The sequence below is a fragment of the Frankia sp. Cppng1_Ct_nod genome, assembly GCF_920656135.1.
Lineage (GTDB): Bacteria > Actinomycetota > Actinomycetes > Frankiales > Frankiaceae > Protofrankia > Protofrankia meridionalis.
In genome coordinates, this window is sequence record NZ_CAKKTK010000004.1 from 1 (window position 1) to 26096 (window position 26096).

At 65.8% G+C, this 26096-nt stretch carries 29 protein-coding genes; 22 read left to right on the plus strand and 7 right to left on the minus strand.

Translation table 11 applies throughout. The annotated features are described in order from the left end of the window. Positions 1 to 198: 198 nt before the first annotated feature. Complete coding sequence (locus tag NBW77_RS02150) at positions 199 to 498, plus strand: MazF family transcriptional regulator (RefSeq protein ID WP_131748815.1); 300 nt, start codon at positions 199 to 201, stop codon at positions 496 to 498. Positions 499 to 581: 83 nt separating this feature from the next. On the opposite strand, the gene NBW77_RS02155 is transcribed toward NBW77_RS02150, so the two are convergent. Both NBW77_RS02155 and NBW77_RS02160 read right to left on the minus strand, forming a co-directional pair. Next, positions 582 to 896 carry a hypothetical protein gene (locus NBW77_RS02155; protein ID WP_131748813.1) on the minus strand — a complete coding sequence of 105 codons (315 nt, stop codon included), beginning with the start codon at positions 894 to 896 and terminating at the stop codon, positions 582 to 584. After that, the gene (locus NBW77_RS02160; RefSeq protein ID WP_250279209.1) at positions 881 to 2317 is read right to left on the minus strand and encodes an arylsulfotransferase family protein; all 1437 of its coding nucleotides are present in this window, start codon (positions 2315 to 2317) and stop codon (positions 881 to 883) included. The genes NBW77_RS02155 and NBW77_RS02160 overlap by 16 nt, the downstream gene beginning before the upstream one ends. A gap of 862 nt (positions 2318 to 3179) precedes the next feature. Here NBW77_RS02160 and NBW77_RS02165 point away from each other — a divergent pair. Continuing rightward, positions 3180 to 4550 (plus strand): lipase family protein, encoded by a 1371-nt coding sequence (locus NBW77_RS02165; protein WP_165486301.1) that lies wholly within the window; start codon positions 3180 to 3182, stop codon positions 4548 to 4550. Positions 4551 to 4703: 153 nt separating this feature from the next. Here the strand turns inward: NBW77_RS02165 and NBW77_RS02170 are convergent, their stop codons facing one another. Further along, positions 4704 to 4868, minus strand: coding sequence for a 50S ribosomal protein L32 (locus NBW77_RS02170; protein WP_250279210.1), 165 nt, complete (start codon positions 4866 to 4868; stop codon positions 4704 to 4706). 1142 nt (positions 4869 to 6010) lie between these two features. On the opposite strand from NBW77_RS02170, the gene NBW77_RS02175 reads away from it, so the two are divergent. From NBW77_RS02175 to NBW77_RS02190, 4 genes are all read left to right on the plus strand, one after another. Then, the gene (locus NBW77_RS02175) at positions 6011 to 6595 is read left to right on the plus strand and encodes a polysaccharide deacetylase family protein (RefSeq protein WP_250279211.1); all 585 of its coding nucleotides are present in this window, start codon (positions 6011 to 6013) and stop codon (positions 6593 to 6595) included. Positions 6596 to 6713: 118 nt separating this feature from the next. Beyond that, positions 6714 to 7265 (plus strand): class IV adenylate cyclase, encoded by a 552-nt coding sequence (locus tag NBW77_RS02180; RefSeq protein WP_131748805.1) that lies wholly within the window; start codon positions 6714 to 6716, stop codon positions 7263 to 7265. A gap of 656 nt (positions 7266 to 7921) precedes the next feature. After that, a complete protein-coding gene (locus NBW77_RS02185; RefSeq protein WP_131748803.1) occupies positions 7922 to 8467 on the plus strand; it encodes a class IV adenylate cyclase in 546 nt (181 codons plus the stop codon). A 1147-nt stretch (positions 8468 to 9614) separates the two neighbouring features. Next, positions 9615 to 10058, plus strand: coding sequence for a BlaI/MecI/CopY family transcriptional regulator (locus NBW77_RS02190; RefSeq protein WP_165486299.1), 444 nt, complete (start codon positions 9615 to 9617; stop codon positions 10056 to 10058). 1100 nt (positions 10059 to 11158) lie between these two features. Here NBW77_RS02190 and NBW77_RS02195 read toward each other — a convergent pair. Next, positions 11159 to 11377 carry a hypothetical protein gene (locus NBW77_RS02195; protein WP_131748799.1) on the minus strand — a complete coding sequence of 73 codons (219 nt, stop codon included), beginning with the start codon at positions 11375 to 11377 and terminating at the stop codon, positions 11159 to 11161. A gap of 85 nt (positions 11378 to 11462) precedes the next feature. Between NBW77_RS02195 and NBW77_RS02200 the strand changes: the two genes are divergently transcribed. The 6 genes from NBW77_RS02200 (at position 11463) to NBW77_RS02225 (ending at position 15038) form a co-directional block, all read left to right on the plus strand. Beyond that, positions 11463 to 11777, plus strand: a complete 315-nt coding sequence (locus NBW77_RS02200) for a hypothetical protein (protein ID WP_131748797.1) — start codon at positions 11463 to 11465, stop codon at positions 11775 to 11777. A gap of 115 nt (positions 11778 to 11892) precedes the next feature. Further along, positions 11893 to 12048 (plus strand): hypothetical protein, encoded by a 156-nt coding sequence (locus NBW77_RS02205; RefSeq protein ID WP_242606097.1) that lies wholly within the window; start codon positions 11893 to 11895, stop codon positions 12046 to 12048. A 1-nt stretch (position 12049) separates the two neighbouring features. Beyond that, positions 12050 to 12685, plus strand: coding sequence for a 5-formyltetrahydrofolate cyclo-ligase (locus NBW77_RS02210; RefSeq protein ID WP_242606096.1), 636 nt, complete (start codon positions 12050 to 12052; stop codon positions 12683 to 12685). Between the two features lie 178 nt (positions 12686 to 12863). Beyond that, positions 12864 to 13259 (plus strand): FmdB family zinc ribbon protein, encoded by a 396-nt coding sequence (locus tag NBW77_RS02215; RefSeq protein ID WP_131748792.1) that lies wholly within the window; start codon positions 12864 to 12866, stop codon positions 13257 to 13259. A 158-nt stretch (positions 13260 to 13417) separates the two neighbouring features. Next, the gene (locus NBW77_RS02220; protein ID WP_131748790.1) at positions 13418 to 14233 is read left to right on the plus strand and encodes an SAF domain-containing protein; all 816 of its coding nucleotides are present in this window, start codon (positions 13418 to 13420) and stop codon (positions 14231 to 14233) included. Between the two features lie 433 nt (positions 14234 to 14666). Further along, complete coding sequence (locus NBW77_RS02225; protein ID WP_131748788.1) at positions 14667 to 15038, plus strand: hypothetical protein; 372 nt, start codon at positions 14667 to 14669, stop codon at positions 15036 to 15038. Positions 15039 to 15064: 26 nt separating this feature from the next. Here the strand turns inward: NBW77_RS02225 and NBW77_RS02230 are convergent, their stop codons facing one another. Next, positions 15065 to 15538, minus strand: coding sequence for a hypothetical protein (locus tag NBW77_RS02230; RefSeq protein WP_250279212.1), 474 nt, complete (start codon positions 15536 to 15538; stop codon positions 15065 to 15067). Positions 15539 to 15993: 455 nt separating this feature from the next. Here NBW77_RS02230 and pstS point away from each other — a divergent pair, with 455 nt between their 5' ends. The 5 genes from pstS (at position 15994) to NBW77_RS02255 (ending at position 20998) form a co-directional block, all read left to right on the plus strand. Further along, positions 15994 to 17109, plus strand: a complete 1116-nt coding sequence (gene pstS / locus NBW77_RS02235) for a phosphate ABC transporter substrate-binding protein PstS (RefSeq protein ID WP_131748786.1) — start codon at positions 15994 to 15996, stop codon at positions 17107 to 17109. A 116-nt stretch (positions 17110 to 17225) separates the two neighbouring features. Next, positions 17226 to 18245 (plus strand): phosphate ABC transporter permease subunit PstC, encoded by a 1020-nt coding sequence (gene pstC / locus NBW77_RS02240; protein WP_131748784.1) that lies wholly within the window; start codon positions 17226 to 17228, stop codon positions 18243 to 18245. Beyond that, positions 18242 to 19303, plus strand: coding sequence for a phosphate ABC transporter permease PstA (pstA, locus tag NBW77_RS02245; protein ID WP_131748782.1), 1062 nt, complete (start codon positions 18242 to 18244; stop codon positions 19301 to 19303). The genes pstC and pstA overlap by 4 nt, the downstream gene beginning before the upstream one ends. Positions 19304 to 19395: 92 nt before the next feature. Further along, positions 19396 to 20172, plus strand: coding sequence for a phosphate ABC transporter ATP-binding protein PstB (gene pstB / locus NBW77_RS02250; RefSeq protein WP_131748780.1), 777 nt, complete (start codon positions 19396 to 19398; stop codon positions 20170 to 20172). Between the two features lie 58 nt (positions 20173 to 20230). After that, positions 20231 to 20998: a response regulator transcription factor gene (locus NBW77_RS02255; protein WP_131748778.1), complete on the plus strand. Its 768-nt coding sequence runs from the start codon at positions 20231 to 20233 to the stop codon at positions 20996 to 20998. Between the two features lie 24 nt (positions 20999 to 21022). On the opposite strand, the gene mshD is transcribed toward NBW77_RS02255, so the two are convergent. Beyond that, positions 21023 to 22051 (minus strand): mycothiol synthase, encoded by a 1029-nt coding sequence (gene mshD / locus NBW77_RS02260; protein WP_131748776.1) that lies wholly within the window; start codon positions 22049 to 22051, stop codon positions 21023 to 21025. Between the two features lie 66 nt (positions 22052 to 22117). Further along, positions 22118 to 22864, minus strand: coding sequence for a winged helix-turn-helix domain-containing protein (locus NBW77_RS02265; RefSeq protein ID WP_131748774.1), 747 nt, complete (start codon positions 22862 to 22864; stop codon positions 22118 to 22120). Positions 22865 to 22992: 128 nt separating this feature from the next. Here NBW77_RS02265 and NBW77_RS02270 point away from each other — a divergent pair, with 128 nt between their 5' ends. The 5 genes from NBW77_RS02270 to NBW77_RS22235 all read left to right on the plus strand — a co-directional run bounded on the left by NBW77_RS02270 (position 22993) and on the right by NBW77_RS22235 (position 26043). After that, positions 22993 to 23898 (plus strand): alpha/beta hydrolase, encoded by a 906-nt coding sequence (locus tag NBW77_RS02270; protein ID WP_242606095.1) that lies wholly within the window; start codon positions 22993 to 22995, stop codon positions 23896 to 23898. Then, positions 23886 to 24140, plus strand: a complete 255-nt coding sequence (locus NBW77_RS02275) for a MoaD/ThiS family protein (RefSeq protein ID WP_131748772.1) — start codon at positions 23886 to 23888, stop codon at positions 24138 to 24140. The genes NBW77_RS02270 and NBW77_RS02275 overlap by 13 nt, the downstream gene beginning before the upstream one ends. A gap of 133 nt (positions 24141 to 24273) precedes the next feature. Beyond that, a complete protein-coding gene (locus tag NBW77_RS02280; RefSeq protein ID WP_250279214.1) occupies positions 24274 to 25212 on the plus strand; it encodes a hypothetical protein in 939 nt (312 codons plus the stop codon). Positions 25213 to 25228: 16 nt separating this feature from the next. Further along, the gene (locus tag NBW77_RS02285; RefSeq protein WP_131748769.1) at positions 25229 to 25888 is read left to right on the plus strand and encodes a thioredoxin family protein; all 660 of its coding nucleotides are present in this window, start codon (positions 25229 to 25231) and stop codon (positions 25886 to 25888) included. A 77-nt stretch (positions 25889 to 25965) separates the two neighbouring features. Continuing rightward, positions 25966 to 26043, plus strand: coding sequence for a putative leader peptide (locus NBW77_RS22235; RefSeq protein ID WP_349816944.1), 78 nt, complete (start codon positions 25966 to 25968; stop codon positions 26041 to 26043). Positions 26044 to 26096: the final 53 nt, after the last annotated feature.

Genomic DNA, 26096 nt, shown 5'->3' on the forward strand with positions numbered 1-26096 from the left:
AAGATCAGACGATTCTTATCGTGGTGCGTTAGGTCCACAAGAGTCGTCATGTTCGAACCCCGGTTGACCACGGTCAGCCAGGGTCGATCTTTTTCAACGGGGAGTGGGCCGTAGGGTCGCTGCCCGGGCAGGCACCCGGTGAGGATCGGCGGTTGCTCTCGCGGCGGCGGGGCTGCCCAACCTCGCAGGCGCCACCGGGTGAGACCACCGCGGCGCGGTGAGATCTGGACGGTGGGCACCGGGCCGGCGCTGGTCATCAGCTCCACCGTCTGCAACGAGATCGTCGATGAGTCGACCGTGCTGGTCGCCCTGGTCGTGGAGCACGCCACCGACGAGGGGTTCTGCGTCGACTTCGGCGAGGGGCAGTGGGCCGTGATGGGCCTGGTCACGTTCGTGGCCAAGGCAGGCCTGGGCGAGTGCCTGCGCCGGGTCGACACTCAGATGCTCACTAACGCCAACACCATGTTGTTCAAGATTTTGGCTACGCCCGAACGCTGAACCGGGGCAGCTTCAGTTCACCGGCCGGCACGCAAGCATCGGCATCCGGTCGGCCGGGCTGTCCACCTCGGTCACCCACCCGCTCACGGCGTGGCCTCGGTGGTCTCGTGCCTGCGTGCGTCAGGTCCGGTTCGGCCGCTGCCGGTACCGGGGGGCGCCGCGGGGCGCCACCAGAGCACGACCATGACGGTGAGAACCAGCATCACGCCGGCAAGGACACGGTAGCTGGTGGCCATGCCGGCTATCAGGCTGCCGTGGCTGTTGAGCTCGGTGCCGATCACCGCCACCCCGAAGGCCGCGCCGATCTCCCGGGCCGCGGAGTTGAAGCCGGAGCCGATGCCGGCGCGGGCGGGCGGGCGGAGAGGACGCCGCCCGTCAGCTTTCAGTGACGCCGACATACTGTGCGGCCGTCGCGGTTGTCGAGTTTTACGACTGTGGAGGTCCCAAGGGTTTTCCCGGTCGCGTCCAGCGCCCTTACCTGGAAATACGGTCCCCGGTCGTTCGTCGGGACGGCCGTCTCGAACCCGGCCCGTCCGGCGTGTCCAACGACCACCGACAGGGAGCCGGGATCTGGTCCGGCGAGCACCTGCCACGCCGTCGTCCGTGTCGAACCGTTCCAGGATGCGTAGACGATGCTGTGCCCGCCGCTGGCCCGTGCCGCGGCATTCGGCGGGTAGTAGGGGTCGCCGACCCATTCGTTGCGGAACGCCCGATACGAGATGTTGGAACCCGGCATTTTCGCGTCATAGAGCAGACTCGACAAGCCCTTGTTCTCGGAGTTCCCCGCACCTGCGTACTCCGAATAGTAGGGTTTCTGACCCCATCCGATGAATTCATCGCCGTTCGAGAGTGCCTGGGTACTTCCTTGGGACGGCGAGTACAACGGCGGTTCATGGTAGTACGTCTTCACGGCGGTCGCGTTGCGGTTATGGAAGTCAAGGTTGAGGATCAGGCCATGTGACTGCTGTTCGGGTGTGCCGTTCGGTTGGTTGCAGCAGCCGTCGTCGAACATGCTGATCTGGTTACCCGGCCGGAATCGGGCATCGTGTTGCCAGTAGAAGTCCGCATTCCTGCCGAAGGTGAAGTCGCTCTTCTTGCCGCCGAGCTGCCAGCGGATCTTCCCGGTACTCTTGGTGAAATCGTAGACCGCCCACATGTTGCGGGCTGAGATCAACAGCTGACCTCCAGTGCCCTCGTCGATCGAGTTCATGTGGTAGGGGTCCCATACCCCACCGGACGACGCCGTATCGGAGGCCGACACCTCGGAATCGGCAGGGTTCACATGCTGCAGCATATCCCACGAGAAGACGAGTTTCCCCGTCGCGAGGTCGACCTCCTGAACCTCGCTGTCCAGGATCGCCCCATTCCTGGGACCTCCGTAGCCACTGAGGTCCATGGGTTCCGCTTTAGAGGCGATGAATAGCGCGGTCCCTCTGCGGGTCAGCAGGAATTCGTGCTCGTCCGGGCTGAAACCGTGATACGCAAAGACCGTCTTGAGTAGGCGATAGTGGGTGTCATAGATGTAGTAGCACCCACCCGGTTCGGGTGCACCGGCCGGCAGGTTCGTATACGTTGGTGGAATGGCGATGGATCCCTGCCACCAGGTCAGTACCGGCTGTGCCGTTCCCATCCGGGAGTTGTAATAGGTCTGAACCCGCAGGTCGGTGTTCTGGAGGTTTGTGGAAGACAGCGGGCGGAACCAGACCGGATCGCCGGAGTTGTCGGCGATCAGCGACCCGGTCTGGCCGACCACCGTGCCCATGCTGTACGGGGCGACAAAGATCTGGCCGGGGGCCGTGCCAGGTCGTTGCGTAGTCACAGTAACCCGCATGGGATGAAGTCCTGGCGCCGACACAAAGCTCCATACGTCGCTGTCTGGCGTGGTAGGTGCAGGGCCGGTTGAACTGCCCGGCTCGCCAGCACTTCCCGATGGGGGAGCGGGTCTCGTCGCGCACAAACGAGACGAGGTCATTCCTGGACTCGCCGCGGCGGCGGGTACCCAGTTCGCCACGACAAGCCCCACGGCAAGCACCCAGGCCGCTATGATGCTACCCATCCTTTTTCTTATACTGCGAGCCCGATGCTCTCGTGCCGCCATTGCCGCCATTGCCGACCTCCCGGCGCCCGGGCGTCCCTGTCCGATTGAGGTCCGGTCCTTGAGTTGCCCCAGAACACCCGGTTAATAACGATTAAGGTTGGGGAGCTGAGCGCTCTCCGGTGACAACAGGCTGTCTACACCACGCCTACCCGGGTCGTCACGCTTGGAGCGCCGGCGGATTTCACAGATCGCCGGGAGGGCAGGTATCCGGCTTACCGCAGCGTCATTGCGATGCCTTCGTGCCGTTGCGCCGCTTCGCGCCGACCCGTTCCGCGAGGTTTTTATACACCGTGGGCGCCGTCGAAAGCCTCGACGCCCGCCACCGCCACCGGCGCCGGGTCAGCAGCCGTGGGCACATTTTCCACACGCCATGGCGAAGCCGTCGAAATAGCTCACGAGACCGGCCTCCAGCAGGCGCCGGTCGACCGTACCGCTTACCGTCGCCAGAGAGAACAAGCTCCTCGACCTTGACCACTCTTGGCTAGGTGATTCCCAGGGAAACCGCGGTCCGATGACACTCCGACGCACCTATGTGTACTGCTGGGAGCAGGACAACAGGAAAAGGACAAAGGTGGGGTGTGGCATGATCGAGGCTGCTGTGGGCACCCGTCTGCGCGGGCCGTCCACCCCTATCCGCCGCACTGAGGAGTCGGGTGGACGAACGATACTCCGCCAGAGGCAGGGCAGGTTCGCGGTTGTGTCGCTGCTGGTGGTGCTCCTCGCCGGTGGGTTCGTCGCCCGGTCGGAGGCCTCTGACAGTTCGACGGGCAGCGCACCGGGCAGCGGGGAGGTGGTAGGTACTCCCACACCCCTGCGCAACGTGCCCGGGGTGATATCCACCGTGGCCGACGGCACATTGATCGTCTACCGGATGCCGGGTATTCAAGGGAAACAGATCAATGCGACGGCCATGCTATTTGTTCCCAAGGGGGTGCCGCCGGCAGGCGGCTGGCCACTTCTCGTCTGGGGTCATGGGACCGTCGGATGGGCACCGGCGTGTGCGCCGAGCGTCCAGCTCCAGGAACACAACACATGGGTTGACGGGCCGAACGCCATCTTGTTGGCGGCCGTCTTGAAGATGGGCGTCGCCGTCGTTGCTCCAGACTACGAGGGCCTCGGTCCGGTGGCGGATGGCGTCAGGGCGGGACACGGCTATTACCATCTTTCAAGCGCAGGAAACTCGATGATCTTTGCTGCGGTCGCCGCGCAGCGAGACCTTGGTGGTAAATTGTCCGGGAAATGGGTACCGGCCGGATGGTCGGAGGGGGGATTTGCGGCGCTCGCCGCCGCGTACTATGCCGACTCGGCTAGGAAAGCCGACCCCAGGTTGGAATATCGCGGCGCCATTACCCTCGCCCCGGTTCCGGATATCCCGGCCATGAACAAGGTCTTGTGGAACGATATCATAAACGCCTCTCAGTCCGGACTCGCGCCGTCGGACCATCAGATCGACCAGCTTGTCTTCGCCAACGCGGAAACCATTTACTTTACGAAGACCGAACTCCATTCGGGTTACCCCGTCGATCCGGGCCAGATCTACGGTCCGAATATACTGAGGTTTTACCAGCAGAACTGGCAGACCTGCCTGGATGACCTGAATTTCCTCGTCAAGAAGGATATCAAGAACTACCTGAACGCGTCTTCACTCCGCCGCCTGGACTCTTATCCAGGGATCCGGGGGGACGCACCCAACTCTCTTCCGGAGAACAAAAAATTCTACCAGGAGAACCAGGGGAAGCTCGAGAACTCGACGCTGCCAGGATCGATCCTCTGGCTGTACGGGACCGATGACATCACCAGCCCGAGCTCTGTCACCTACAATGTCGTCAACAAGATGCTGGCCAACGGCAATGACATCAACCTCGCAGTCCTTGCCGGAGCCGGTCACTATGACGTGCCCACGGTCGGCCTACCGCTGATCGAAGCGCGTCTGAGGCAGCTCTTCGCGGCGTGAGCGAGCCGGGTCACCCGTAGGTTTCGCGGCGCCGCACGGCTACTCGGCTGACCGGGTCGGCGACGCCGGGCGCACGCACCGTGCGTTCGGACCGGCGAGGGTGCGAAGGCCCGACAGCCGCCGACGTCTCCAGGAGCTCAGGCGTTCAAGGGTTCAGGTGTCGGTGCCCGTCTCGCGGCCCTTGTAGAGACCGCAGTGGGCGCAGGCCCGGTGCGGCGGGGTGCGGCGGGGTGCGGCGGGGTGCGGCGGGGTGCGCAAGGTCACGCGGGTGGTGAAGGTCCGGCCACTGCCGCACCCGCAGATGAACGTCGTGGTCACGTACCCCGGATGGATGTCGGGTTTCCCAGGCGGTGGCGCGGCTGAGACCTTGAACTTCCTTGAAGGGACCGACCCCGCTGGACTACGTACGAGCACGCTGCATGGTGCTGCCGACCCGCACACCGATCGCCGACGGCCGGTTGAGGGCACCGTTGTCATCGGTGGGCAGGCCGGTGGGCAGGGACGGGACCCTCTCGAGGTGGGCCCGAAGGTATTGTGAGTTATATCCTATATGGTAATTTATATCCATTTTATGAGGTTATCGAAATATCTTGTCCCCGGCGGGCGCGGGTCGTCGCGAAAAATCGATTTCCTTGGCTGTCGTCTACCGTGCGAGGACAAAATCTCGAACAATTCATCACAGGTTCATCTTCGATGGCACGCCGAGGTCGTGTTTTACGCAACGGCATCCACACGGACTACCGCGGCCGACAGGTAGGGCCACCGTGGGTCGACATCGCAGCCCAACTGTGATCCGGATGGATGGCAAATCTCGTTTCAGGGACCAAAGATCCTCCAACGTATGCTCCGGGCACGACCATCGGAGATCAACGGGCACCGGTATTGGGCTGGATACGCGCTGGCGCCCGGTCGGGGTGAGATCGGATAGATGCGTTTTTCCGGTGTACTTCGGTAGGCTCGCGCGAGCCCGGTCGGCGACAGGTCCTACGGGTAGTGCCCCTTCCCTCGCGGTTGATGGCATCGACCCTGCAACCAACCGCGTGAACGACCGTGCAACCAGCGGCGGCCTCCACCATCGACGGGAGAGATATCTCGTGACCAGCCAGCAGCAGTCCGATCAGGCTGGCCGGGCTGCGGAGCGGGATGCCGGAATGTCTCGGCGTCGCATGCTGAGGTGGACGGCATCCGGTGCCGTGGGGTTGGTCGTGGGTGCACTTGCCGGCTGCTCCAGCTCGGATCGAGTGACGGCGAACAGTGATCGGATCAGTGATCGGATCGGTGGGAGGCCATCCGATTCCCCGACCGCACACGCGACCGGGAACAGCGATCTTCTCGGCGACCAGTCGGTCGATTCGTTTGAACCTTTTAGTCCGAAAATCATCACGAATCCCGAGCGGACGCCGGAAATTCCGAGCTCGCCGTCGCCATCCCCCCTGCCTGTGCGGGCCAGGCCCGTCTACATGGTGCGTGACCTGCTCCCGAACGCTCCTTCGAACGCGGTGGCCCTGACGATCGACGACGGTCCGGATCCGCGCTGGACACCTCAGATTCTCGACCTGCTTCGCCGCTATGACGTCCAGGCCACGTTCTGCCTGGTCGGCGTCGAGGCCCATGCCCAACGCGGCCTGGTCGGGCGGATGGTCGCGGAGGGGCACTCCATCTGCAACCACACCATGACCCACCCCATACCGTTCTCCCGCCGGGCCCCCGGGAAGATCGAAGATGAGATCGCCCGAGCCCAGTCCGTGATCGTGGATGTTTCCGGCACTACACCGCGACTGTTCCGATCTCCCGGCGGGGACTGGTCGCCCGACGTGCTGGCCGCTGCCGCCCACAACAACATGATTCCCATTGACTGGGATATCGACCCCCGGGACTGGACGCGTCCAGGCTCTACAACGATTACCCAACGTCTGCTCGCCGCTCGTCCCGGCGACATCCTGCTCTGCCATGACGGCGGAGGGAACCGTGCCCAGACCGTCGAAGCCCTGCGCATGGTCCTACCTCGACTCAAGACCGACGGCTATGCTTTCGTGACCCTGTGAACTCCGTCCGGAGGCTTCGTGCGGACATCGTTGCATCCCGGCTGCCGGAAGTGTCACTGAAGATCTACCGAGTATGTCCTAAGCTGCCTGCCAGCGCGGGACGGATACGGAGGCGGGCGTGCGGGAGATCGAGGTCAGGTACCGGGTGGCCGATCCGGCGTCGCTTCTCCTGGCACTCGTTGCCCGAGGTATCCAGTTCGGTGAGCCCGTCCACCAGGATGACCAGGCCTATGCCCCTATCGGCTGGTCATTCGGTGACGAGAAGGTCGGCATCTCGTTCCTGTTCCTGCGTACCGTCGGGAGTCGGCACTTCTTTGTTCTGAAGAAGCCGACGGGGAACGCTCGGACCTGTCTGGAATACGAGACCGAAATCGTCGACCGCGAGCAGATGCATCAGGCAATACTGTGGATGGAATTCGGTCCGACGGTACGTGTCGTGAAGACACGACGAACCGCCGTCCTGGACGATATTTCATTCCACCTCGACTACCTTGAAGGTATCGGCACTTTTCTGGAAATTGAACGGCTGGTACCGGGGGACGGGGATGGCTCCGCCGGGAGAGTGCAGGACGAGCTGGCCGAGTTCGTCGCGGCTCTCGGCGTCGATGTGACGAGGGCCGCGGAGACGTACGAATCACTGGTGCGTAACGCCGGGAACGGGCGGGGGTGAGTGTCGTTCCGACCCCGCCTTGCGGAAGCTTTCGGATGACGGTCGACGTTCTTCGCCTCGGTCGCGGGTGAAACAGCTCGGTCCTGTTTCTCCGGTGACGAGGCAGGACGGCGGGTTCGTAGCGGGCCGCGGCGGCGAGAGGTTTACCTGGAACGGTCACCCGGGTGGAGAGCATGCCGACCTTGCCGGGTGCACGTTATCGATCATGGACTTCGGGTCGCTTGAAGTCTCGACTCCGACCAGCCGTGGGGGCGATCGTGGCGGATGCCGCCAACGGGACGGATCTCCAGAATGTCTCCGGTACGTTACGGTTTTGTAACCTGTCGTTCTGCTTGTTGTCATCGGGTGGAGCAAGGAGTCGGCGAAGAGGAGCCGGATGCGTACCCGGGCGGCGGATGAGCCGCCTACGGTCTATCACGGCCGCGGCTCGCAAGAGGCCGTAACGTGTGCTGGCTGTTGCCGGATGTCACCTGAGGGTTGATGTCGAGCCGTGGAACTCGGGCGTGCGCTGAAAAGATGTGGCCATGGCCACTTGGTCGGCGTCCAACCTCCATCCTGCTCTATAGCTTTGGCGGTGGGCGTGACTTCTGCTCGCTCGGTTATGTGCCAGGCTGTCGCGTCGGGGGGATGGGGCGACAGACGATGGGGAGGCTTGTATGCGCGAGGTTAAGGTCAAGTTCCATGTGAGGGACAGGGAGGCGCTCTTCCTGGTGCTCAAGGCTCGAGGCATCGAGCTGGGTGAGCCGTTCTTTCAGGATGACCAGGCGTATGCTCCCGATCGCTGGACGTTCGACGACAGTCGGCTCGGCGTGTCGTTCCCCCGCCTCCGTACGATAAATGATCGTCATTTCTTCGCGCTGAAGCAGCCGACTATTAATGCGCAGGCCTACGTTGCATACGAGACCGAAGTCGCTGATCGTGACCAGATGCATCAGGCGATCCTGAACATGGGTTTCTGTCCGACGGTGCGAGTGGCCAAGACACGGCGGATGGCCAACGTGGGCAATGTCTCGCTCTGCGTCGACGAACTGGACAGCCTGGGCATGTTTCTGGAGCTGGATTGTCCAGTATCCGCACATCAGTCGGCGGTGGCTGCACAGGAGGCTCTGAATGACTTCGTGGCTTCCCTGGGTATTGATGTGATGCGTACCGAGGAAACCTGTGACTCCCTGGTGCGGACTGCTCAACTGCGCGCTGCCTGAGTGGCATGCCGGCGGCCGGCGTGACTTCGGTAGGTGCGGGGATGCGCGAGGAGGAGCGGGATCCGGGTGCTGCCGACGTGGCGAGGTGCTGCCGGCGGGAGATGGTGGACCGGCGCGCCGACCGGCAATGCGGTGATCACGACAAGTTCACTCTGAGGGAGTAACCACAGCATGCTCTCGGCGGGTTGAGCAGGTTCTGTCCTACACCTCGTGGATAAACTGGTCATGGACAGGTTGCCGGATCCCATCGCCAGGGTCACGTGGTTAGGGTCACGTGGTTAGGGTCACACGGTCAGGGTCACGTGGTCCACCTACTGGAGCAGGTTCGACTTTGGCCGGCACGAAGTGTCGACCGCTGTCTGTCGACTGCCGGCACGGGATGCGCATAACTGCAGAAGCGATGCACGCGACTACAGACGGGTGGGCCGCAGCACATGCCGCGAAGCTGTGTCCGCGCCGATGGGTGGAGCGCGCTCTCATCCGGTCGAGCTGGTCGACCTGCATCTGCCCACCTGCTCGTGGTGAGACGAGAACCGCCCGAGCTGTACTCTCGATCATGATCGACATTATGGCGTTCGTGTCGGTGTGTGCCAGTCTCGCGATCGAACCGCGCCGGTGCGATGCAGCCGTTGACCTCGTGGTCGGGCTTCCTGCCCGCCTCGCCCGCGGCGTGCTCTCCCTTCTTTTCCGACTGGCTGATCTTCTCCGCTCGGCCGAGGCCTGCCGGGTGGAAAGCGGGGACCATGGCGGCCGCGTGTGTCCATATCCCGGCCCGTCCGGTGCCCGTCCGGCGGGTCGGCTTCTGAGGTACGCCATGGTCCGCCGAGGGCCGCCCCGCGTCCCATCTCGCCGGCCTCGGGCATACCCGCGGTTCCTCGCCGAGGTAGTGGCTGTCCCGTGCACCGCTGTGCCCGGCCCGGGGCCGGCATCGGGGCCGGCATCGGCATCGTCCACTCGTTGACGGGCGACCCGCCTCGTCCGACCTGGTCATGATTTCGTCCGCCGTTTCATGTCGGCGGGCGGCTTTCATCCACGAATGCCCAGTTTGCGTTGTCACAGGCACCTCTCCGGATCGGTTGAACGCATGCGAGGTCCCGCCTGCCGGGGCGCGCTCAGATCGCCGACAATCCTTCAAGGACGGTTTTTGTTGACCACTCTTGGCGCTCGATCAGCACAGCCGCACGACGACATCGATCAGGCGGCGGACTCCGGCGGGGTTGTCCGCCGCCAGCCCGGCGAGCTGGAAGGAGCGGTCCTCGCGGTTCTGTGGGCCGCTCGTACGCCGGTGAGCACCGGGACCATCCAACAGGAACTCGGCGGGGGGCTCGCGCACAGCACGATTGCCACCACGCTTGCCCGTCTCATAGGAAAGGGGCATGTCGAGCGGGTACGGGTTCGGCGAGTCTGGATGTATCATCCGACCCGACGCCAGGAGGAGTACGCCTCCGCGCGAATGCTCGCTCTGCTGCGGCAGGTGGACGATCCGGACGCGACCCTGTGCCACTTTGTCACGAGCCTTCCGCCCCACCAGGTCCGGTTGCTCCGGGTACTGCTTGAAGCGGCCGCCGGGGATTCCCTCCGGACAGAGTAATGCCGTGGATTCAGACAGCCGTCCTGTCGCCTGCCGGGATAACCGCTGGCCAGCGGGACCGTCGTGAGAGGTATCCCCATCGGGTCCGGCCCGGTGAAGTCGGGTTTGGAGCGGACCGTGCCGTGCGGGATGTCGGATGTCGACCTGTCACAATGAAGGCAGGAATCCTGTGGCGGCGTGGAGAACGACGCCACCACAGGCGAGGTGTCGGTGGTCCGGATCCGTCGAGGTGGGTAGGACAACCCACCCGATGGTCAAGGGCGGCCGAGGTATCCAACAGCCCGATTTACCGGACACGACGCTGTGCCGGAAACGCTGGCACCTTCCTGGTCGGTAGTCGGAGGCGGTCTTCCGGAAGCTGCCTGCCTGATGTCGGTCGTGGTGGTTCAGGCGCCAACGCTTGCTGCCGCGCCAGCCCCGACGATGATCGCCAGTACCACGCCTGCGCCGAGCACAACCATAATGATCTGCCCAGGGTGCGATCTCCACCGGCGGTGCGCATCTGCATGGCGCACTCGAGCTCGTGTCGTTATCTGCCGATATACGGCCATGGGCGCCCTCCGATCGTCGTGAGGCGCAGGCCGAGCCGGCTCCGCGGGCATGTCCCGCAAGCCCTCGGCGAACACCTCCGTCGTATGCGTCTAACATGATCAGTTAGCTGTGTGTCAGGAAACCATCCTCGCCGCGGCCTCGTTCTATGCAGCACATCCTATACGGAGAGTAATCATTACGCGGAGCGATGGGGTGCGGGTCATCGTCTGTAGATCTTGCCGCTGGTGATCGGTCCGACGTGGCCGTCAACGGTCACATCCGGACGCCCATTACTCCGATTCCCCCGTCATACCTCTGATCGGCAACTTCTACCGTAATGCCAGGTCATGGGGCATGAGACCGAGAAGGGCAACTAATAGGACATTCATGTCCCGAGTAAACCCGGTACCGGTGGGCAGGTCCGACCGGATCCGTGCCGGATGGCGGGTGCCGGGGGACGAGAGGTGACTGGCGCGGTGCCCGTCGGGTTGGAGTGAAGCTGTCGGTAACGGTGAGGCGGGTTGAAGTCGGAACCGACGGGTGTCGGTCGGCGTCCTCGGGGCTGTCCGTCAGGTTTTTCGTCGCCGGTAGTACTCGACGATCCATGCGTCGATGTCACGCTTGCGCCACACCCGGGTGCCTTTGGAACCCGCCGTCGGTGCGTTGATGACCTGCAGCGGAGCAGGGAACTGCGGGTCTTTGCGCGTCCAGTAGTCAACCGCCTGGCGGGTGATCTTCAGCTGGAAGGCTATGTCCCCGATACCGACCAGCCGCTCACTGTCGTCCACGCGAACATCGTAACGGCTTTGCTGACTGCCAAGTACACCGCTATGGTTTGTTTTGCTGGACCGCAAATAATTCGGGAGGATACTGATGGTGGTACCGGTAACCCGCCGCGCCGCGGTTCGGGCGGCGCTTGATCGCGACGAGGCGTATGACCAAGATCCGAAGGGTGACCCTCCGGTCTCGGTATCCCGCTACCGTCGCGCCGTGCGGGCGGCGATCGATGTGGTGCCCGAGGCCGTGACGGAGAAGGGAATGTCCAGGTCAGCCGTTGAAGCCGAGGCATACTCGGCAGGTGTGCTCGACGCCTTGGACATGGTGACGGACGCGATCGCCCTGGTAGTGGTTGTGGACGCGGGGGAGAGCGGTCCGCTTGGCGGCGAGACCCCGTGGACCAATGGGTGACCCGCACGCTGGCCGACATGTGGTCCGGTCGGGCGCCATCGGGCGAGTGACGGCCCACCTGGACCGGCGACCCGGACAGCACGTCGAACGCATCCGAGGTGGAGGAGGAGTGCTGGTGCGGGACCTCGAATGGGATGGAGAACGGTCCGACGACGACCGTGACATCGGCTGGGGCGATGACCAGGACACGGTCGAGGCCGGGGCGGACGCCGACATCGAGTGGCTGCGTGCCGAACGTCCGCCGCATCACATCGACCGCGACACCTCCTGAGGTGGCTACCGACAGGGCCAGGGACGAGGCAAAGGCCTTGCTGCGCGCGCGGTTGTCGGCGGCGCGCGCCGGCCGGATCGCCCGCTCGGACGCGGGGCCGGGGGGGGAAGGGGCGACCGAGACCCACAGCGCTGCCGCGTTGGCCCGACGCGTTCTCGATCTCCCGGAGGTGGCCGGGGCGCGCTGGGTGGCTGCGTACGTGGGTCTGCCCGGTGAACCGGAAACCGGTCGGCTTCTCATGCGGCTGCGGGAACGAGGAACGCGGGTTCTGCTGCCGTCCATGCGGCCTGACCTCGATCTGGACTTCCGTGAACACACCGGACCGCTCATCGCGGGGGCCTTCGGGACCCGCGAGCCGCCGCTCGGCGCAGCCGTGATCGACCTCGCTCTGGCAGACGTCATCGTTGTCCCGGCGTTGGCGGTGGACATGTCCGGCGGGCGGCTCGGGCGTGGGGGAGGCTCTTATGACCGGGCTTTGCGGCGGGCACGGTCGGACTCGTTGATCGTCGCGATGGTGCATGACCACGAACTGGTCGCTCACGTTCCCACCGAACCCCATGACGTCGGTGTTCACGTCGTCGTCACCGTGCGGAGCACTGTGCGGACCGCGGTGCGGTGTGGACGGAAGGCGGAATAGGTAACTTATGGTAGTAGCATTACTTCGCGGAGTGTTGTCGGCGTTTGCTGATAGATGACAGGGTGGGCACATGGCGACATCGAACGGCAGTTGGAGCGTGGTCCGCGACGTACCAGGGTCCGTCTCGGGTTAGAGTTGGCAGTCGTCGATGTCGAGTGCTAACTCCGGGGAGGAGTCCGTGCCGCGCTACGAGTACCGCTGCACCGCGTGCGATCAGGATCTCGAGGTTGTGCAGAGCTTTAACGACGCGGCGCTGACCGAGTGCCCCGCCTGTGACGGAAAACTACGCCGGGTGTTCAGCTCGGTCGGTGTCGTGTTCAAGGGCTCCGGTTTCTACAAGACCGACAGTCGATCCGGTGGCAGCGGTGGGGCCCGGGTCAAGGAGAAGGCCGCCAAGGAAACCGGCACGGAGGCGTCCGGAAAGGACACCGTCGGGGCCGGCACGTCCGCTGGCGGTGGTTCCGCGGACGGGTCGTCGAGTTCCGCGGGCGCGTCCAGCCCGTCGACCACCGCGAACGGCGCGTCGTCGGGAACGGCGACTTCGTCGAGTGGTTCGGGAACCGCCGCGGCCTGATCGACCGGAATCTCCCGACGGCCGTTGCGGCCGGGCCGCGTTACGTTTCGGCCCGGCCGCGGCCCGATATCCACAGGCGGTGGCGCTGGGCATCTTTGTCCGGTTGCTTGTCCACAGCTTGCGGTCGGGCCGTGACGGCGGACGACTCTGGACCTAGCGTGATCTTTGGCTCTTTCGTCAAGATCACGGAGGTCGCGATGTCGTTCGGCGGACGTAGGGCGGCGCGTGTCGGGGATGCGCGTGCCTGGCGGCTCGCGGTCGGGGCAAGGCGGCGGGTGATCGCCGGCCTTCTCGCTGCTCTGGCCGTGGTCCTCGTCGTTGCCGAGCTGCGTCCCACGGAACCGTTGTCCGGCATGCTCGTGGTGGTTGCAGCGGTCGATCTGGAAGGCGGGGTGACCGTTTCCCCGACAGATGTTCGCACGGTGTCGTTGCCGGCAGATGTGGTTCCGGTGGGCGTCGTACGGCGTCCGGAGGATGCGGTCGGTCACACTCTGGCAGCTCCTATCCGCCGCGGCGAACCGATCACCGATGTTCGGTTCCTGGGTCCAGGGCTGATCACACGGCGGCAGGCCTCGGCAGGCCTGGTGGCGACACCTGTCCGAATCACGGACGCTGGTTCGGTCGTCTTTCTCCGAGCCGGTGATCGAGTGGACGTGCTTGCCGCATCCGCCGAGATGACTGTGCCAGTACCGCAGACGCGGGATGGAGCGACGCCTACGGATGGTGCCGAGCCTGCTGTCGGTTCGTCAGCAGTGCCCATGACCGGCCCGGCTCGCGCGGCCGTCGTGGCCCCCGGCGTCGTCGTCCTGGCGGTCCCGCGCCCCGGAGCAGCAAAGGAAGGTGCTGCGGGCATGGCGGACGGCGCCTTGGTCATTGTTGCCGCAACATCGCGGGTTGCCGAAACGCTTGCCAGCGCGGCGGTGCACGCCAGACTGTCGGTGACCGTATTGGGACGGGAGTCCGCAGCCGGGTGATCTCCTCGTGTGATCAGAAAATGCCGTGCGCTGACAGCTCGTTCTTGGCTGTCGGTTCGAGGGAGCGAAGGGTGTGGCCGGGCTGGCAGGCGCCGAGGTCGATGCCGAGGCTCTGCCCGGCCTTGCCGGATCCCTGGCAGCGGAACTCGGCATCACCGTCCGTTGACGGGGAAATTCGGTGGCTGTGGTCCGACGGTTCGTGAGCGCGACTTCCGCTCGTGAACTTCGCAAGATTGGTGACTATATGAAGTCGAGACAAAGCGGAAAGTTTGTACCCGGTGTGTGAGGTCCAGGCTGTACGTGCTTGTATCGGGACTGGCCGCAGGAGACTACGGCCGGTCCCGGCGCGGGCTTACTGGTTCACGGCTGGTCGGCGCCGGTGGAAACCGGGTCGCGACGAAGCAATCCGGACACACGCGGGGAGGGGACGACGATGGGCATCTCCATCGACGATGGTGCCTGTGGCGCATGGCAGCGCGTACCCGATGAGGTCATCAGCCGGCTTGACGGCCTGCCGGGTGCGGCCTATGAAGTACCGGACGAGGTCACATGTGCGCTTGAAAGCGGGCATCCGGACAAGCACATGGCTGTTCTCCAGGGTTGGGGGAACCAGGAGGCGTGGCTGGTCTGGACCACGCCCGCAACGGTCACCGCGCCCGGATGTCGAACGGACGGGCTGACCTGCCTGCTGTCGGCGGGACATGTCGGGCGGCATCATGTGATCATGACGGACGTGGTGGAAGACGAGGGGCCCTACTGGTGCGACAGCCGAGCGGACCTCGAAATGCAGCGTGCACACATCTGACGGGCGGGCACCGAAGGCTGATGTTGTCACCCAGGGCCGGTACATTCATGAGCGCTGTCCGTGTGGAAGACGAGTGTGACGTTCGTGTCGCTACCGAAGTCGACGAGACGGGCATGAGCGGGTAGTACGCCGAGCGCCCGGCAGAGTTCGGACAAGGCGGATCCTTCGCTGACGGTGACAACATATTCACGAGATCCCGTCCCGTTCGGACGCTCGTGGGTCAGGCTTCCAGCATCCGGTACCTGTGTCTGGGCGGCGTGCGTGGACGCTGTGCGGGCGGCACTGACGAGAGCCGCCGCAAGACGATGTGCCTCGTCCGGTGCCAGGTATGCCGCGGAGACGATGTCCGGGAGCGATGACTGCGTGCGGAGCCGAACCACGGTCGGCTCCGGGCCGGTGCCCGGTCGGGCGTCGACGCTGACCTGAGTTCCATCGACCCGGCCGAAGAAGGTCGTCGTCTCGTCGCTTCCTGATCGTGACCGTACGGTTTTTTTGTTCATGACATGAAGACTCGCCGCGGATACAGGTTGCGTCCATCCCGCCGGACGGGGAGTTTTGTACGGTCTTTCCTAAATATGGGGTGTGCCCTGCCGGGACGCGGCGCGGGGAGGACCTCCGACCTGGAGGGAGACCCGGCACGGTCGGTAACGTATAGTAGTCGCTGGCCTCGGGGTGCCCCTGAGTGTCCCCTCGAGCAGGCCCCCTGAGCAGGCCTTGGGCGTGCTCAGGGAGCCGTCGCGTGTTGTTCGGGACGTACCCGTAAGTAGTCGGTTGTAGTCGACTCGGCAAAATCTGCGTAGAAGTGTCCAGGACCCCGGATGTGTTCCGGCTGGTGTCCCTTTCGCGTTCGCTTCTATTCATCCTTCGTTCATGCGGAATCGCTTCGATTCTCGCCGGCACCCCAGTCCGGGGGCGGACAGAACGGCGCCATTGCGCTGAAGACGAAGGGTCGCTTGTGAACATTGGGAAGCATCAGGTCGCGGTCGTGGGCCTTGCGATGTCGGCGGTGCTGGGGGTGGCCGCCTGTGGTTCGGACAACAACAACCAGGTGACGCAGGCCGCTACGGGCGGCGCCACCACGGCCGCGATCTCGTGCGCGACCGGGTCGATCACCGCATCGGGTTCCTCCGCGCAGAAGAACGCGATGGACGAGTGGGTCAAGAAGTACCAGGCGGCGTGTTCCGGGTCCACGATCAACTACCAGTCCGTCGGTTCCTCCGCCGGACGACAGGCGTTCGTCGACGGCCAGACGGCGTTCGCCGGCTCGGACTCGGCGATCGCTGGAGACCAGGCGACCGCGGCTGCCAAGCGCTGCACCGGCGGGCAGGTAGCCGACCTGCCGATGGCTGTCGGGCCGGTCGCGGTGATCTACAACCTCTCCGAGGTCAAGACCCTGCAGCTGAGCGCCCCGACCCTGGCGAAGATCTATTCCGGTGCGATCACCAAGTGGAACGACCCGACGATCGCGGCGGAGAACCCCGGGGCGAGCCTGCCGGACAAGACGATCTCCTCGGTACACCGTTCCGACGGCTCGGGCACCACGGACAACTTCACCAAGTTCCTCACCGGTGTTGCCAAGAGTGACTGGACGTTCGGCTCGGGTTCGGACTGGAAGGCCCCGGGCGACCACGCTCAGGGTTCCAAGGGCAGTGACGGCGTCACCGCGACGGTGAAGTCAACCCCGGGCGCCATCGGCTACGTCGAGCTCTCCTACGCGGAGAACGCCGGCCTGTCCACCGCAAAGATCAAGAACGGTGCCGGTGAGTACGTCGCCGCGAGCACCGACGGTGCCTCGAAGGGCCTGAGCGCGGCCAAGGTCGCCGATGGCAGCGACCTGAAGCTGACCTTCGACTACACGGCGACCACCGCCGGGGCCTACCCGATCTACCTGGTCACCTATGAGATCACCTGCACCAAGGGGCTGCCGGCCGACCAGGCCACGCTGGTGAAGTCCTTCCTGACCTACACATCCTCCTCGGGTGGTCAGACCGCCATCTCCAGTCTCGGTTACGCACCGCTGCCGACCGAGATCGCCAGCAAGGTGAGTTCCGTCGTCGCGACAATTTCATGATCCGTATATTGCGGTCCGGTCTGATCCACGGCGTCTGATCGGACAACCGAACCGGTGTGCCCGCCCTCCGTCAGGTAGGCGGGCACACCGGCTGACATCATCTGTTAAGAGGGACGATGACCAGTGACCCGGACGGCCCGCGGACACACCTGTCGGGCGATGGCGGATCCGTCGCCACCACGGAGCCCACCAGCAGCAGCGACGCCGCACGGGTCAGCCCGGTGGACGTCTTCTTCAAGAACCTGACCCGGACGGCCGGCCTCGGCCTCCTCGCCCTCATCGCGGCGATCGCCGTGTTCCTGGTAGTCAAGGCGACGAGCGCCCTGAACGCCAACACCGGCCACTTCCTGACGACCACCGAATGGTTCCCGAACGCCAGCCCGCCGTTCTTCGGGGTCGCGGCCCTGCTGTTCGGCACGCTGCTCACCGCCGTCATCGCAATGGTCATCGCGGTGCCGGTGGCGGTCGGTATCGCGCTGTTCATCACGGTGTACGCACCACGCCGACTTGCCATGCCGCTGGCGTTCATCGTCGACCTGCTCGCCGCGGTTCCCAGCGTCATCTTCGGGCTCTGGGGTCTGCTCGTTCTTGTCCCGCGGATGGACGGCCTCCAGATGTGGCTCACCGACTACTTCGGCTGGATCCCGCTCTTCGCCACCGACAACGGCGCGGTGGGCCGTTCGATCTTCGTCGCCTCGGTCGTTCTGGCCATCATGATCCTGCCGATTGTCGCGGCGCTGTCTCGTGAGGTCTTCCTCCAGGTGCCGATCGCGCACAAGGAGGCGGCGCTTGCTCTCGGCGCGACCCGCTGGGAGATGATCCGGGCAGCGGTGCTCCCCTACGGCAAGCCAGGTGTGATCAGTGCGTCGATGCTGGGTCTTGGCCGTGCAATGGGTGAGACGATCGCAGTCGCGCTCGTCCTCCCCGCATCCTTCGGAATTTCCTGGAAGATCCTGGCGCCGGCCGGCAACACCATCGCCGCGAACGTGGCCAACGGTTTTGCCGAGGCCAACAACACCGGCCGGGGCGCTCTCATCGCCTCCGGCCTTGTGCTGTTCATCGTCACCATGATTGTCAACATGGCCGCGCGTGCCGTCATCGCCCGCCGGCGCGAGTTCTCGGGTGCCGCCTCATGAGTACGACAACCGTTTCCTCAACGACCGGTACCGGCGGCGGACTGGCCCTACGCGGCCAGAAGCTGCCGAACGCCGCGTTCCCGGTCATCGCGGTGGGCGCTGTCGTCCTCACCGTCCTGCTGTACCTGGTGACGTCGATAGACAGCACGATCCAGTTCGTGCTGATTTCCGGCGTCCTTTACCTGATCGGCCAGACCGTGGCATCAGTTCTGGTCGAAGGGTCCCGCCGGGCCGCGGACCGGTTCGTCACCACGCTTGTCTACCTCGCCTTCCTGCTCGCGGTGATCCCGCTGGTCGCGGTGCTGGCGAACGTGATCGCCAAAGGCGTGGGACGCCTTGATGTCGGTTTCCTCAGCCACTCGATGCGGGGTATCGGCGCGCGCGACGCCGGCGGCGGTATTTACCACGCCCTGATCGGCACGCTGGAACAGATCGCGTTGGCCAGCCTGTTCGCCGTTCCGTTCAGTCTGCTGGTCGCGATCTACCTGGTCGAGTACGGCCGCGGCCGGATCAGCAGGACCATCAGCTTCTTCGTCGACGTGCTGACCGGCCTGCCGTCGGTCATCGCGGGTCTGTTCATCCTCGCCTTCTACATTCTCGCGCTCGGGCAGAAGCCCTCCGGATTCGCAGGCTCGCTCGCCCTGACGATCCTGATGATTCCCATTGTCGTGCGTGCCGCCGAGGAGATGCTCAAGCTCGTCCCACACGAGCTTCGCGAGGCCAGCTACGCGCTGGGTGTCCCCCGATGGCGGACGATTCTCAAGGTGGTGCTGCCGACGGCCCTGCCGGGCATCGTCACGGGCGTCATGCTCGCGGTGGCGCGGGTGGCCGGTGAGACCGCGCCGTTGCTGCTCACCATTTTCGGGACCGACTCCATCAACTTCAACCCGTTCTCCGGACCGCAGTCGGCGCTGCCTCTCTACATCTACTCACAGGCCGGCCAGCCGCAGCAGACCGCGGTCGACCGGGCCTGGGCCGCCGCGCTCACACTCATCGCTCTCGTGATGCTGCTGAACGTCGTCGCCCGGCTGATCGCCAGGATGGCCCGGGTCCGGTGACCGTTCACATGTCACCGTTGCCGCCGCTTGTACTCGCCGTCTGCTCCCTACCGTCCACCGAACCACCGAAGCGCCAAGAGCCGAGGTAACCCATGGCCACCCGTATTGACGTTTCCGGGCTGACTGCTTTCTACGGGAAGTTCAAAGCCGTCTCCGACATCCACTTCAGCATCGAGCCGAAGAACGTTACGGCATTCATCGGGCCGTCCGGCTGCGGAAAGTCCACCGTGCTGCGGACGCTCAACCGTATGCATGAGGTGCTGCCCGGTGCCCGGGTCGAAGGCCGCGTTCTCATGGACGGCGAGGATCTCTACGGCCCCGGGGTCGACCCGGTGAACGTACGCCGTGCCGTCGGGATGGTCTTCCAGCGACCGAACCCCTTCCCGACGATGTCCATCTACGAGAACGTCGTCGCCGGTCTGAAGCTCAACGGCACCCGCAAGAAGTCACTGCTCGACGAGCGGGCCGAGGAGTCGCTGCGCGGCGCCAACCTCTGGGAGGAGGTCAAGGACCGGTTGGGCCGGCCCGGCGCGGGCCTGTCCGGTGGTCAGCAGCAGCGGCTGTGCATCGCGCGAGCCATTGCCGTCGAACCGCAGGTGCTGCTCATGGACGAGCCGTGCTCCGCCCTCGACCCGATCTCGACTCTGGCCATCGAGGATCTGATCGTCAAGCTCAAGTCTAGTTACACCATCGTCATCGTGACTCACAACATGCAGCAGGCCTCGAGGGTCAGTGACACCACGGCGTTCTTCACCCTGGACAAGACCGGAGACCCCGGCCGGTTGGTGGAGATGGACAAGACAGAGAAGATCTTCTCCAATCCGGCCCAGAAGCGTACCGAGGAGTACATCACCGGGCGTTTCGGCTGAACCGGCAACTCCCGCCCCCGAGCCCACCCGACCGGTCACAACTGCTTGGACGCATCTTGTGCAGCCACCTGACGACGAGTCCCCTTCCCCGGAGCAGCGGCGCCCCGGGGAGGGACTCGCCCCATCCGGCACCCTGAACCCGACGTTGCTGGTCGCGGACGCCGCCGCGGACGAGGATCTGCTGTCCGTTTTTGCCGATCATGGTGTCGGGGTAAGCGTCGCCCTCGACGGGGCCCAGGCGCTGCTGGACATCGGGCGTCTCACACCGGCAGTCGTGATCATCTCTGCTCGGCTTCCGGTCCTGGACGGCGTGACAGTGGTGCGGACCGTCCGCACCCGCGACGACATGCCGATACTGCTCGGCGTGGGCCCCCAGGACCGGCGCCAGGCCGCGGCCGGGCTGGAGGCCGGTGCCAGCGCCTGCGTGGCCAGGCCGTACCGGGTCAACGAGGTACTGGCCCTGGTGCAGTCCGTCAGAGGATTCGAGACCGAGCGCGCGGAGCCCGGCGTGCTCCGGGTCGGACCAGTCACCCTGAACCTCGCCGCATACGAGGTCCGGGTCAATGGCATGCCCGTGCGGTTGCCACCGCAGGAGTTCAGACTCCTGCGCATCCTGCTCGAGCGGGCCGGATCCGTGGTCACCCGCCAGACACTCCTCGAACGGGTCTGGGGAACGAGCAGTCATGAGACGAACACCCTTGCCGTGCACGTCCGCCGCCTGCGCAGCCGGCTCGGGGACATCGGGGACCCGACGCAGCCCCGGCTGATCGAGAGCATCCGCGGAGTCGGGTACCGTTTCCGTCTCGCCGAAGAGCCGACCTCCTGAGCCTTCAGGCTCCGGTGCCGGGGCTCAGGTCCCGGTATCGGTCCCGGCGCGCAGATAGGAGATGTCGCAGCTGTACCGGGTGAAACCGAGGTTCTCGTACAGACCTACCGCGCGCTGGTTGGAGTCGTCGACGTAGAGCAGCACCGTGGCCAGACCGCGATCGCGCAGGTGGTGGAGCCCGATCAGGGTCAACGCCCGGCCGAGCCGGCGTCCGGAGAACGTGGGATCGACGCCGACGACATACACTTCGCCGACATCGGCCTGCCGGGTCTCCACGTCGCCGGCGTCCGTATCGGCAGCGTCCGTGCCGCCGGCGTCCGTATCGGCAGCCCGGTGCACCTTCGTCCAGTGGAAGCCGGCGAGCCGGCCCGCGGACTCGGCGAGGAAGAAGCCCGCCGGGTCGAACCACGGCTCGGTCTCCCGCAGCAAAAGATCATCTATGGTCCACTGACCCTGCTCGGGATGGTCGGCGAACGCCCTACGGTTGACCGACACCCACGCGTCCTCGTCCTGCCCGGGAACGAACGTGCGGACGGTCACGTCAGGCGGCACCGTCACCTCCGGCAGCGGTGTGGGCGTCTCGTCGGCGTCCACGTCCTGGGATGCGGGTGGCAACGGCCGGCGCATCTGCCACAACACCCGATCCCGGGCGAAACCGTACCTGCCCGCGAGGGCAGCCGCGGCGGGTGAGTCACCGTGGGCCCAAATAGCGAGGTCCGCACCGGCCCGGTCCGCGGACGCGGTCAGAGCCCCGAGCAGCTTCCCCGCGATGCCACGGCGGCGCTGCCCGGGGTGGACGACCACCTCGGCCTGCCAGCGGTCGCCGGAGTGGACGGCAAGGTATGCATATCCGGCGATCCCACAGGGTTGCGCGGGACGGGCCGAGCCCGTGACGATCAGATGTTGCCCGGTGGTAAGTGGATCGGATGTCAGTCGCAACACAGCGTCATCGGACAGGGGTGCGACCCCGTCCGTGTCGGTGGCCAAGGTCACCAGTGAGCGTAGGATGCCGACGTCGTCGGGGGTCAGTTGCCGGGTCCAGCGAAGCGTCATTCCCGCGACATTACGACCTGCCGCGCCGCAAAGCGACGCGGCAGGTCTGTACTACGCCCAAACGGGTTAGACGCGTTCGGGGGTGCGGATTACTTCTCGCTCGGTGCGGTTTGTCACCGTTTCTTCGGGCAGTGGGGCGATCGGGGGTGCAACGAACTTGTAGCCGACGTGCCGTACGGTCCCGATCATCGATTCGTGCTCCGGGCCCAGTTTGGCACGCAGTCGACGCACGTGGACGTCGACCGTCCGGGTGCCTCCGTAGTAGTCATAGCCCCAGACCTCCTGCAGGAGCTGGGCACGGGTGAAGACCCGGCCCGGGTGCTGCGCGAGGTATTTCAGCAGCTCGAACTCCTTGAAGGTCAGCTCGAGAGGGCGGCCACGCAGCTTGGCCGAGTAGGTGGTTTCGTCCACCGACAGGTCGCCGGACCGGATGACGCCGGCTTCGGCGGTGCCGCCGGCGGCGGCGACCCGGCCGATCGCAAGCCTCAACCGTGCCTCGACCTCGGCAGGCCCGGCTGAGTCGAGCACCACGTCATCAACGCCCCAGTCGGCCGACACCGCGGCCAGCCCGCCCTCGGTCACGAGAGCGAGGAGCGGTGTGGTGAGTCCGGTCGTCCGCAGCAGGCGGCACAGGCCACGGGCGACGACGAGTTCCCGGCGACCGTCGACTACCACGACGTCCACCGGCGGAGCGTCAAGGAGCGCGCTGGCCTCCAGCGGCGCGACGCGGACGGTGTGAGTCAGGAGCCCGAGTGAGGGAAAGGACTCCGCGGACGGTCCAGGGGCGTTGGTGAGCAACAGGACGACGCTCAAGTTGACTCCTCCAGGGTTCGGTTGCGGTGTTGGGGCAGCGTCGACCCACGGATACGTTGCGCCGGCCCCCGCGTTCCACGACCGTCATGGGCGCGAAACGAACACCGGCCTGTGGGGAGGATAGCGGAGTGTCCTACTCCGCTCCTACCGTCTTCGGGGTTCTTCCCACCGCAGACGCTGAGATCCTCGCCACGACGCATCGCCACCGTGTCCGGTCTGTGACCCAAGATTTATTCGATCTTGGGATCGTCGTCGTACACGGCTTTTCCGGCTTTCGCGACAAGCCCCCGGTCAGGGCGGTGTGCGAGGGCATCCAACCCTTTGCCGGCGTGCTCACGCCCGATCTGCGTGGCCATGGCCAGTCCTCGGGCGTATGTACTTTCGGTGACCTCGAGGTCTTGGACGTGGACGCGGCCGTGGGGGAGGCCCGCAGGCTTGGTTACCGGTGTGTCATCACCGTCGGCTGGTCGATGGGCGCTGTCGCCGCGCTACGCCACGCGGCCTTCGCCCGTGCCGGAAAGTCCGTTCGGGGATATCCGGTGCGTCATGTGGTCGACGCGGTCGTCAGCGTGAGCGCCCCGAGCCGCTGGTACGTCCGCGACACCGTCGCGACGCGACGCCTGAACCGGATCGCCGAAACCGCGACCGGACGCCGCATTGCCCGGCATGTGCTCGGGACCCGTCTGATGCCGGAGATCTGGCCGATGATCCCGGCTTCCCCCCTGGACGTCGTCGGTGGGATCGCGCCGACACCGGTGTTGTTCATTCACGGTGACCAGGACGGCTACTTCACGGTGGACCACGCGTATGCGCTGGCCGCCGCGGCAGGGGCGGGCAGCCGGCTGTGGATCGTGCCCGGCTTCGGCCACGCCGAGTCGGGGCTGGTCCCCGGACTCCTGGACCGGATCGGCCGTCACCTACCCGACCTGCTCCCCGGTCGGGCCGAAGTCCCCTTCGTCCCCGATCGGCCGGCGGGTCCGGGGACAGGCCCACAGGACACGCCCGAACACCCGGAGTCCTCATGGCCCGTGTGACGATCCGGTACTGGGCCGCGGCCAGGGAAGCGGCTGGAGTGTCCGAGGAGCAGCAGAACGCTGAAACCCTTGCCGAACTACTCGAAGTCGTGTCCGACCGCCATCCGGGGACGTTGGCGTCCGTGCTGGCGCGCTGTGCGTTCCTCGTGGACGACGCGCCGGTCGGTCGCCGCCAACATCTCGGCGTGATGTTGGCGGACGGCTGCGTGGTGGAGGTGCTCCCTCCGTTCGCGGGTGGGTGAGCCGCCCAGGACCGGGGATCCGCGGCTGCGGAGGTACGGCACCGGAGCGGGTTGTGGTCTTCGGTGTACTTGTCTGGCCGGGTTCGTACGGTTCGTCGCTCTCGTCGGCGTCGGGTCGTGGGAGCATGGAGGGGTGTACGCCCGCGGAGTCGAGACGGCCGCCCGGACGAACTCACCGGTTTTCGGCGCGGCACGGCGGCGGAAAAGATCGTCGTTGCTTCTCGCCGGTGCCTCGATCGTCGTTGCCGCCCTTGTCCCCGCGCTTGTGGCGGACGCGGGGCCGCCTGCGCTGGCCGCGGTCCTCGCCTTGGAGCAGGTCCTGCTCGGCTGGGCATGGGTGCGGGTGCTGGCAGCCTCGAGCGTGACGTTTGTGATCGTCCTGGTTGCCGCGCTTGCCGCGGACGCCACTGCCCTGATCACCGATTCCGATGAGATCGGGGGCTCGGCCGGGGTGGTCGGTATCGCCGTGGTGGCGGTCATCCTCGGACAGCTGTGGCGCCGACGTGCGGGTGCAGGCGTCGCTACCCGTGATCGTCCGAGCACTCCGGGGGGCGCCGTCGTGGGCTCCGAGTATGAGGCCTCCCACGGCGCCTCGTCCGGGCAGCAGACGAGGATCACCGTGGACATGGCGGCGGGTCTCAGCGGAGTGGTCGTGGTCACTCTCCTGACCAGCTATCTGGACGTGGTCGGCATGCGGACTCCGACCGGTCGCGCGGTCGGTGCCACGGTGGTGGCCGCCGGTCTTCTCGGCGCGGGTGCCGCCGTGCTGTTCGCCCGGCTCTGCGCAGCGGCACGTGCCCGGCCGGTCGTCGCCCGGCTCGCCGGGTTCGTCGTGGGCGCTGCCACGGGATCGGTATTCGGTGGCCTGGCGGGTGGGATCGACGCGGCGGACGGGACGGTAATCGCGGCCGTGGCCGCGGCGGCAGCGGTGGTCACCGACCTTGCCGTCGCCCGTGGGGCCGCCGAATTCCGTGGCGGCGACCGTCCGTCCACCTTGCCACTCGTCTCGATCCTCCCGCTCGCCACGGCCGCGGCGTTCGTGTATGCCATCGGTCACCTGCTGGTGGGATGAGCGGAGTGCGGTGGATATGACCGGTGTGTGGATGCTGCTGGCGGCACTGGCGGTCGCCGGCATGGTCGCCGCGGTCACCCGGGTTCGGGACGGGCGCTTTCGGACCGTCCGCGCCGGCTCGGTGACGCCACGTCCGGCGGTGCCCCCGCCCGCTCCGGTGGAACCCGAGCTGAATCCCACCTCGGATGTGGACCGGTCCAGGACCGACGCCGGGACCGACGACGGGACCGACGCCGGGACCGCTGTCGGTCCCGCTGTCGGGACCGGCATGGCTGGCGACTTGGCGGCTGGTCCGGATGGCGACGGGGGAGGGGATCCGGGGCTGGGGACCGAACTGGCCGCGCTCGGCGTGACGCCTGGGCCGCGCGCCACTCTGCTACAGTTCTCCACCGCGTTCTGCGCGCCCTGCCGGGCGACCAGGCAGATCCTTGCCGACGTCGCAGCCGCCGTCCCGGGGGTGCGTCACGTAGAGATCGACGCAGAGTCCCACCTTGATCTGGTCAGGCGGCTTCGGGTCCGTCGTACTCCGACCGTCCTCGTTCTCGACGCGCAGGTCCGGGAAGTCCGCCGGGCCAGTGGCGCTCCACCGAGCCGGGTGGCCGTCTATGCGGCATTGAACCTTACCGTGGGTGAGATATCTACGGAAAGTGATGCGCCGGAACCGAAGGCGACATGACCTGCGTGTCCGATTGATTCGACCGGCCGCCGAATCGGTAACACATCCTTCATGTTCGCTGCTACGGTCGAGGGGTTATGTTCTCCACCGAGCTCGTCAGACGCCGCGCGGTCGATTTGTGCCGTGTCGGTAGCGCGTTGTGTCCATTTTCCTGAGCTGTGCGTCGATGTCGCCCGCTGTCAGTGGACCCGCCTGTCAGGAGATGAGC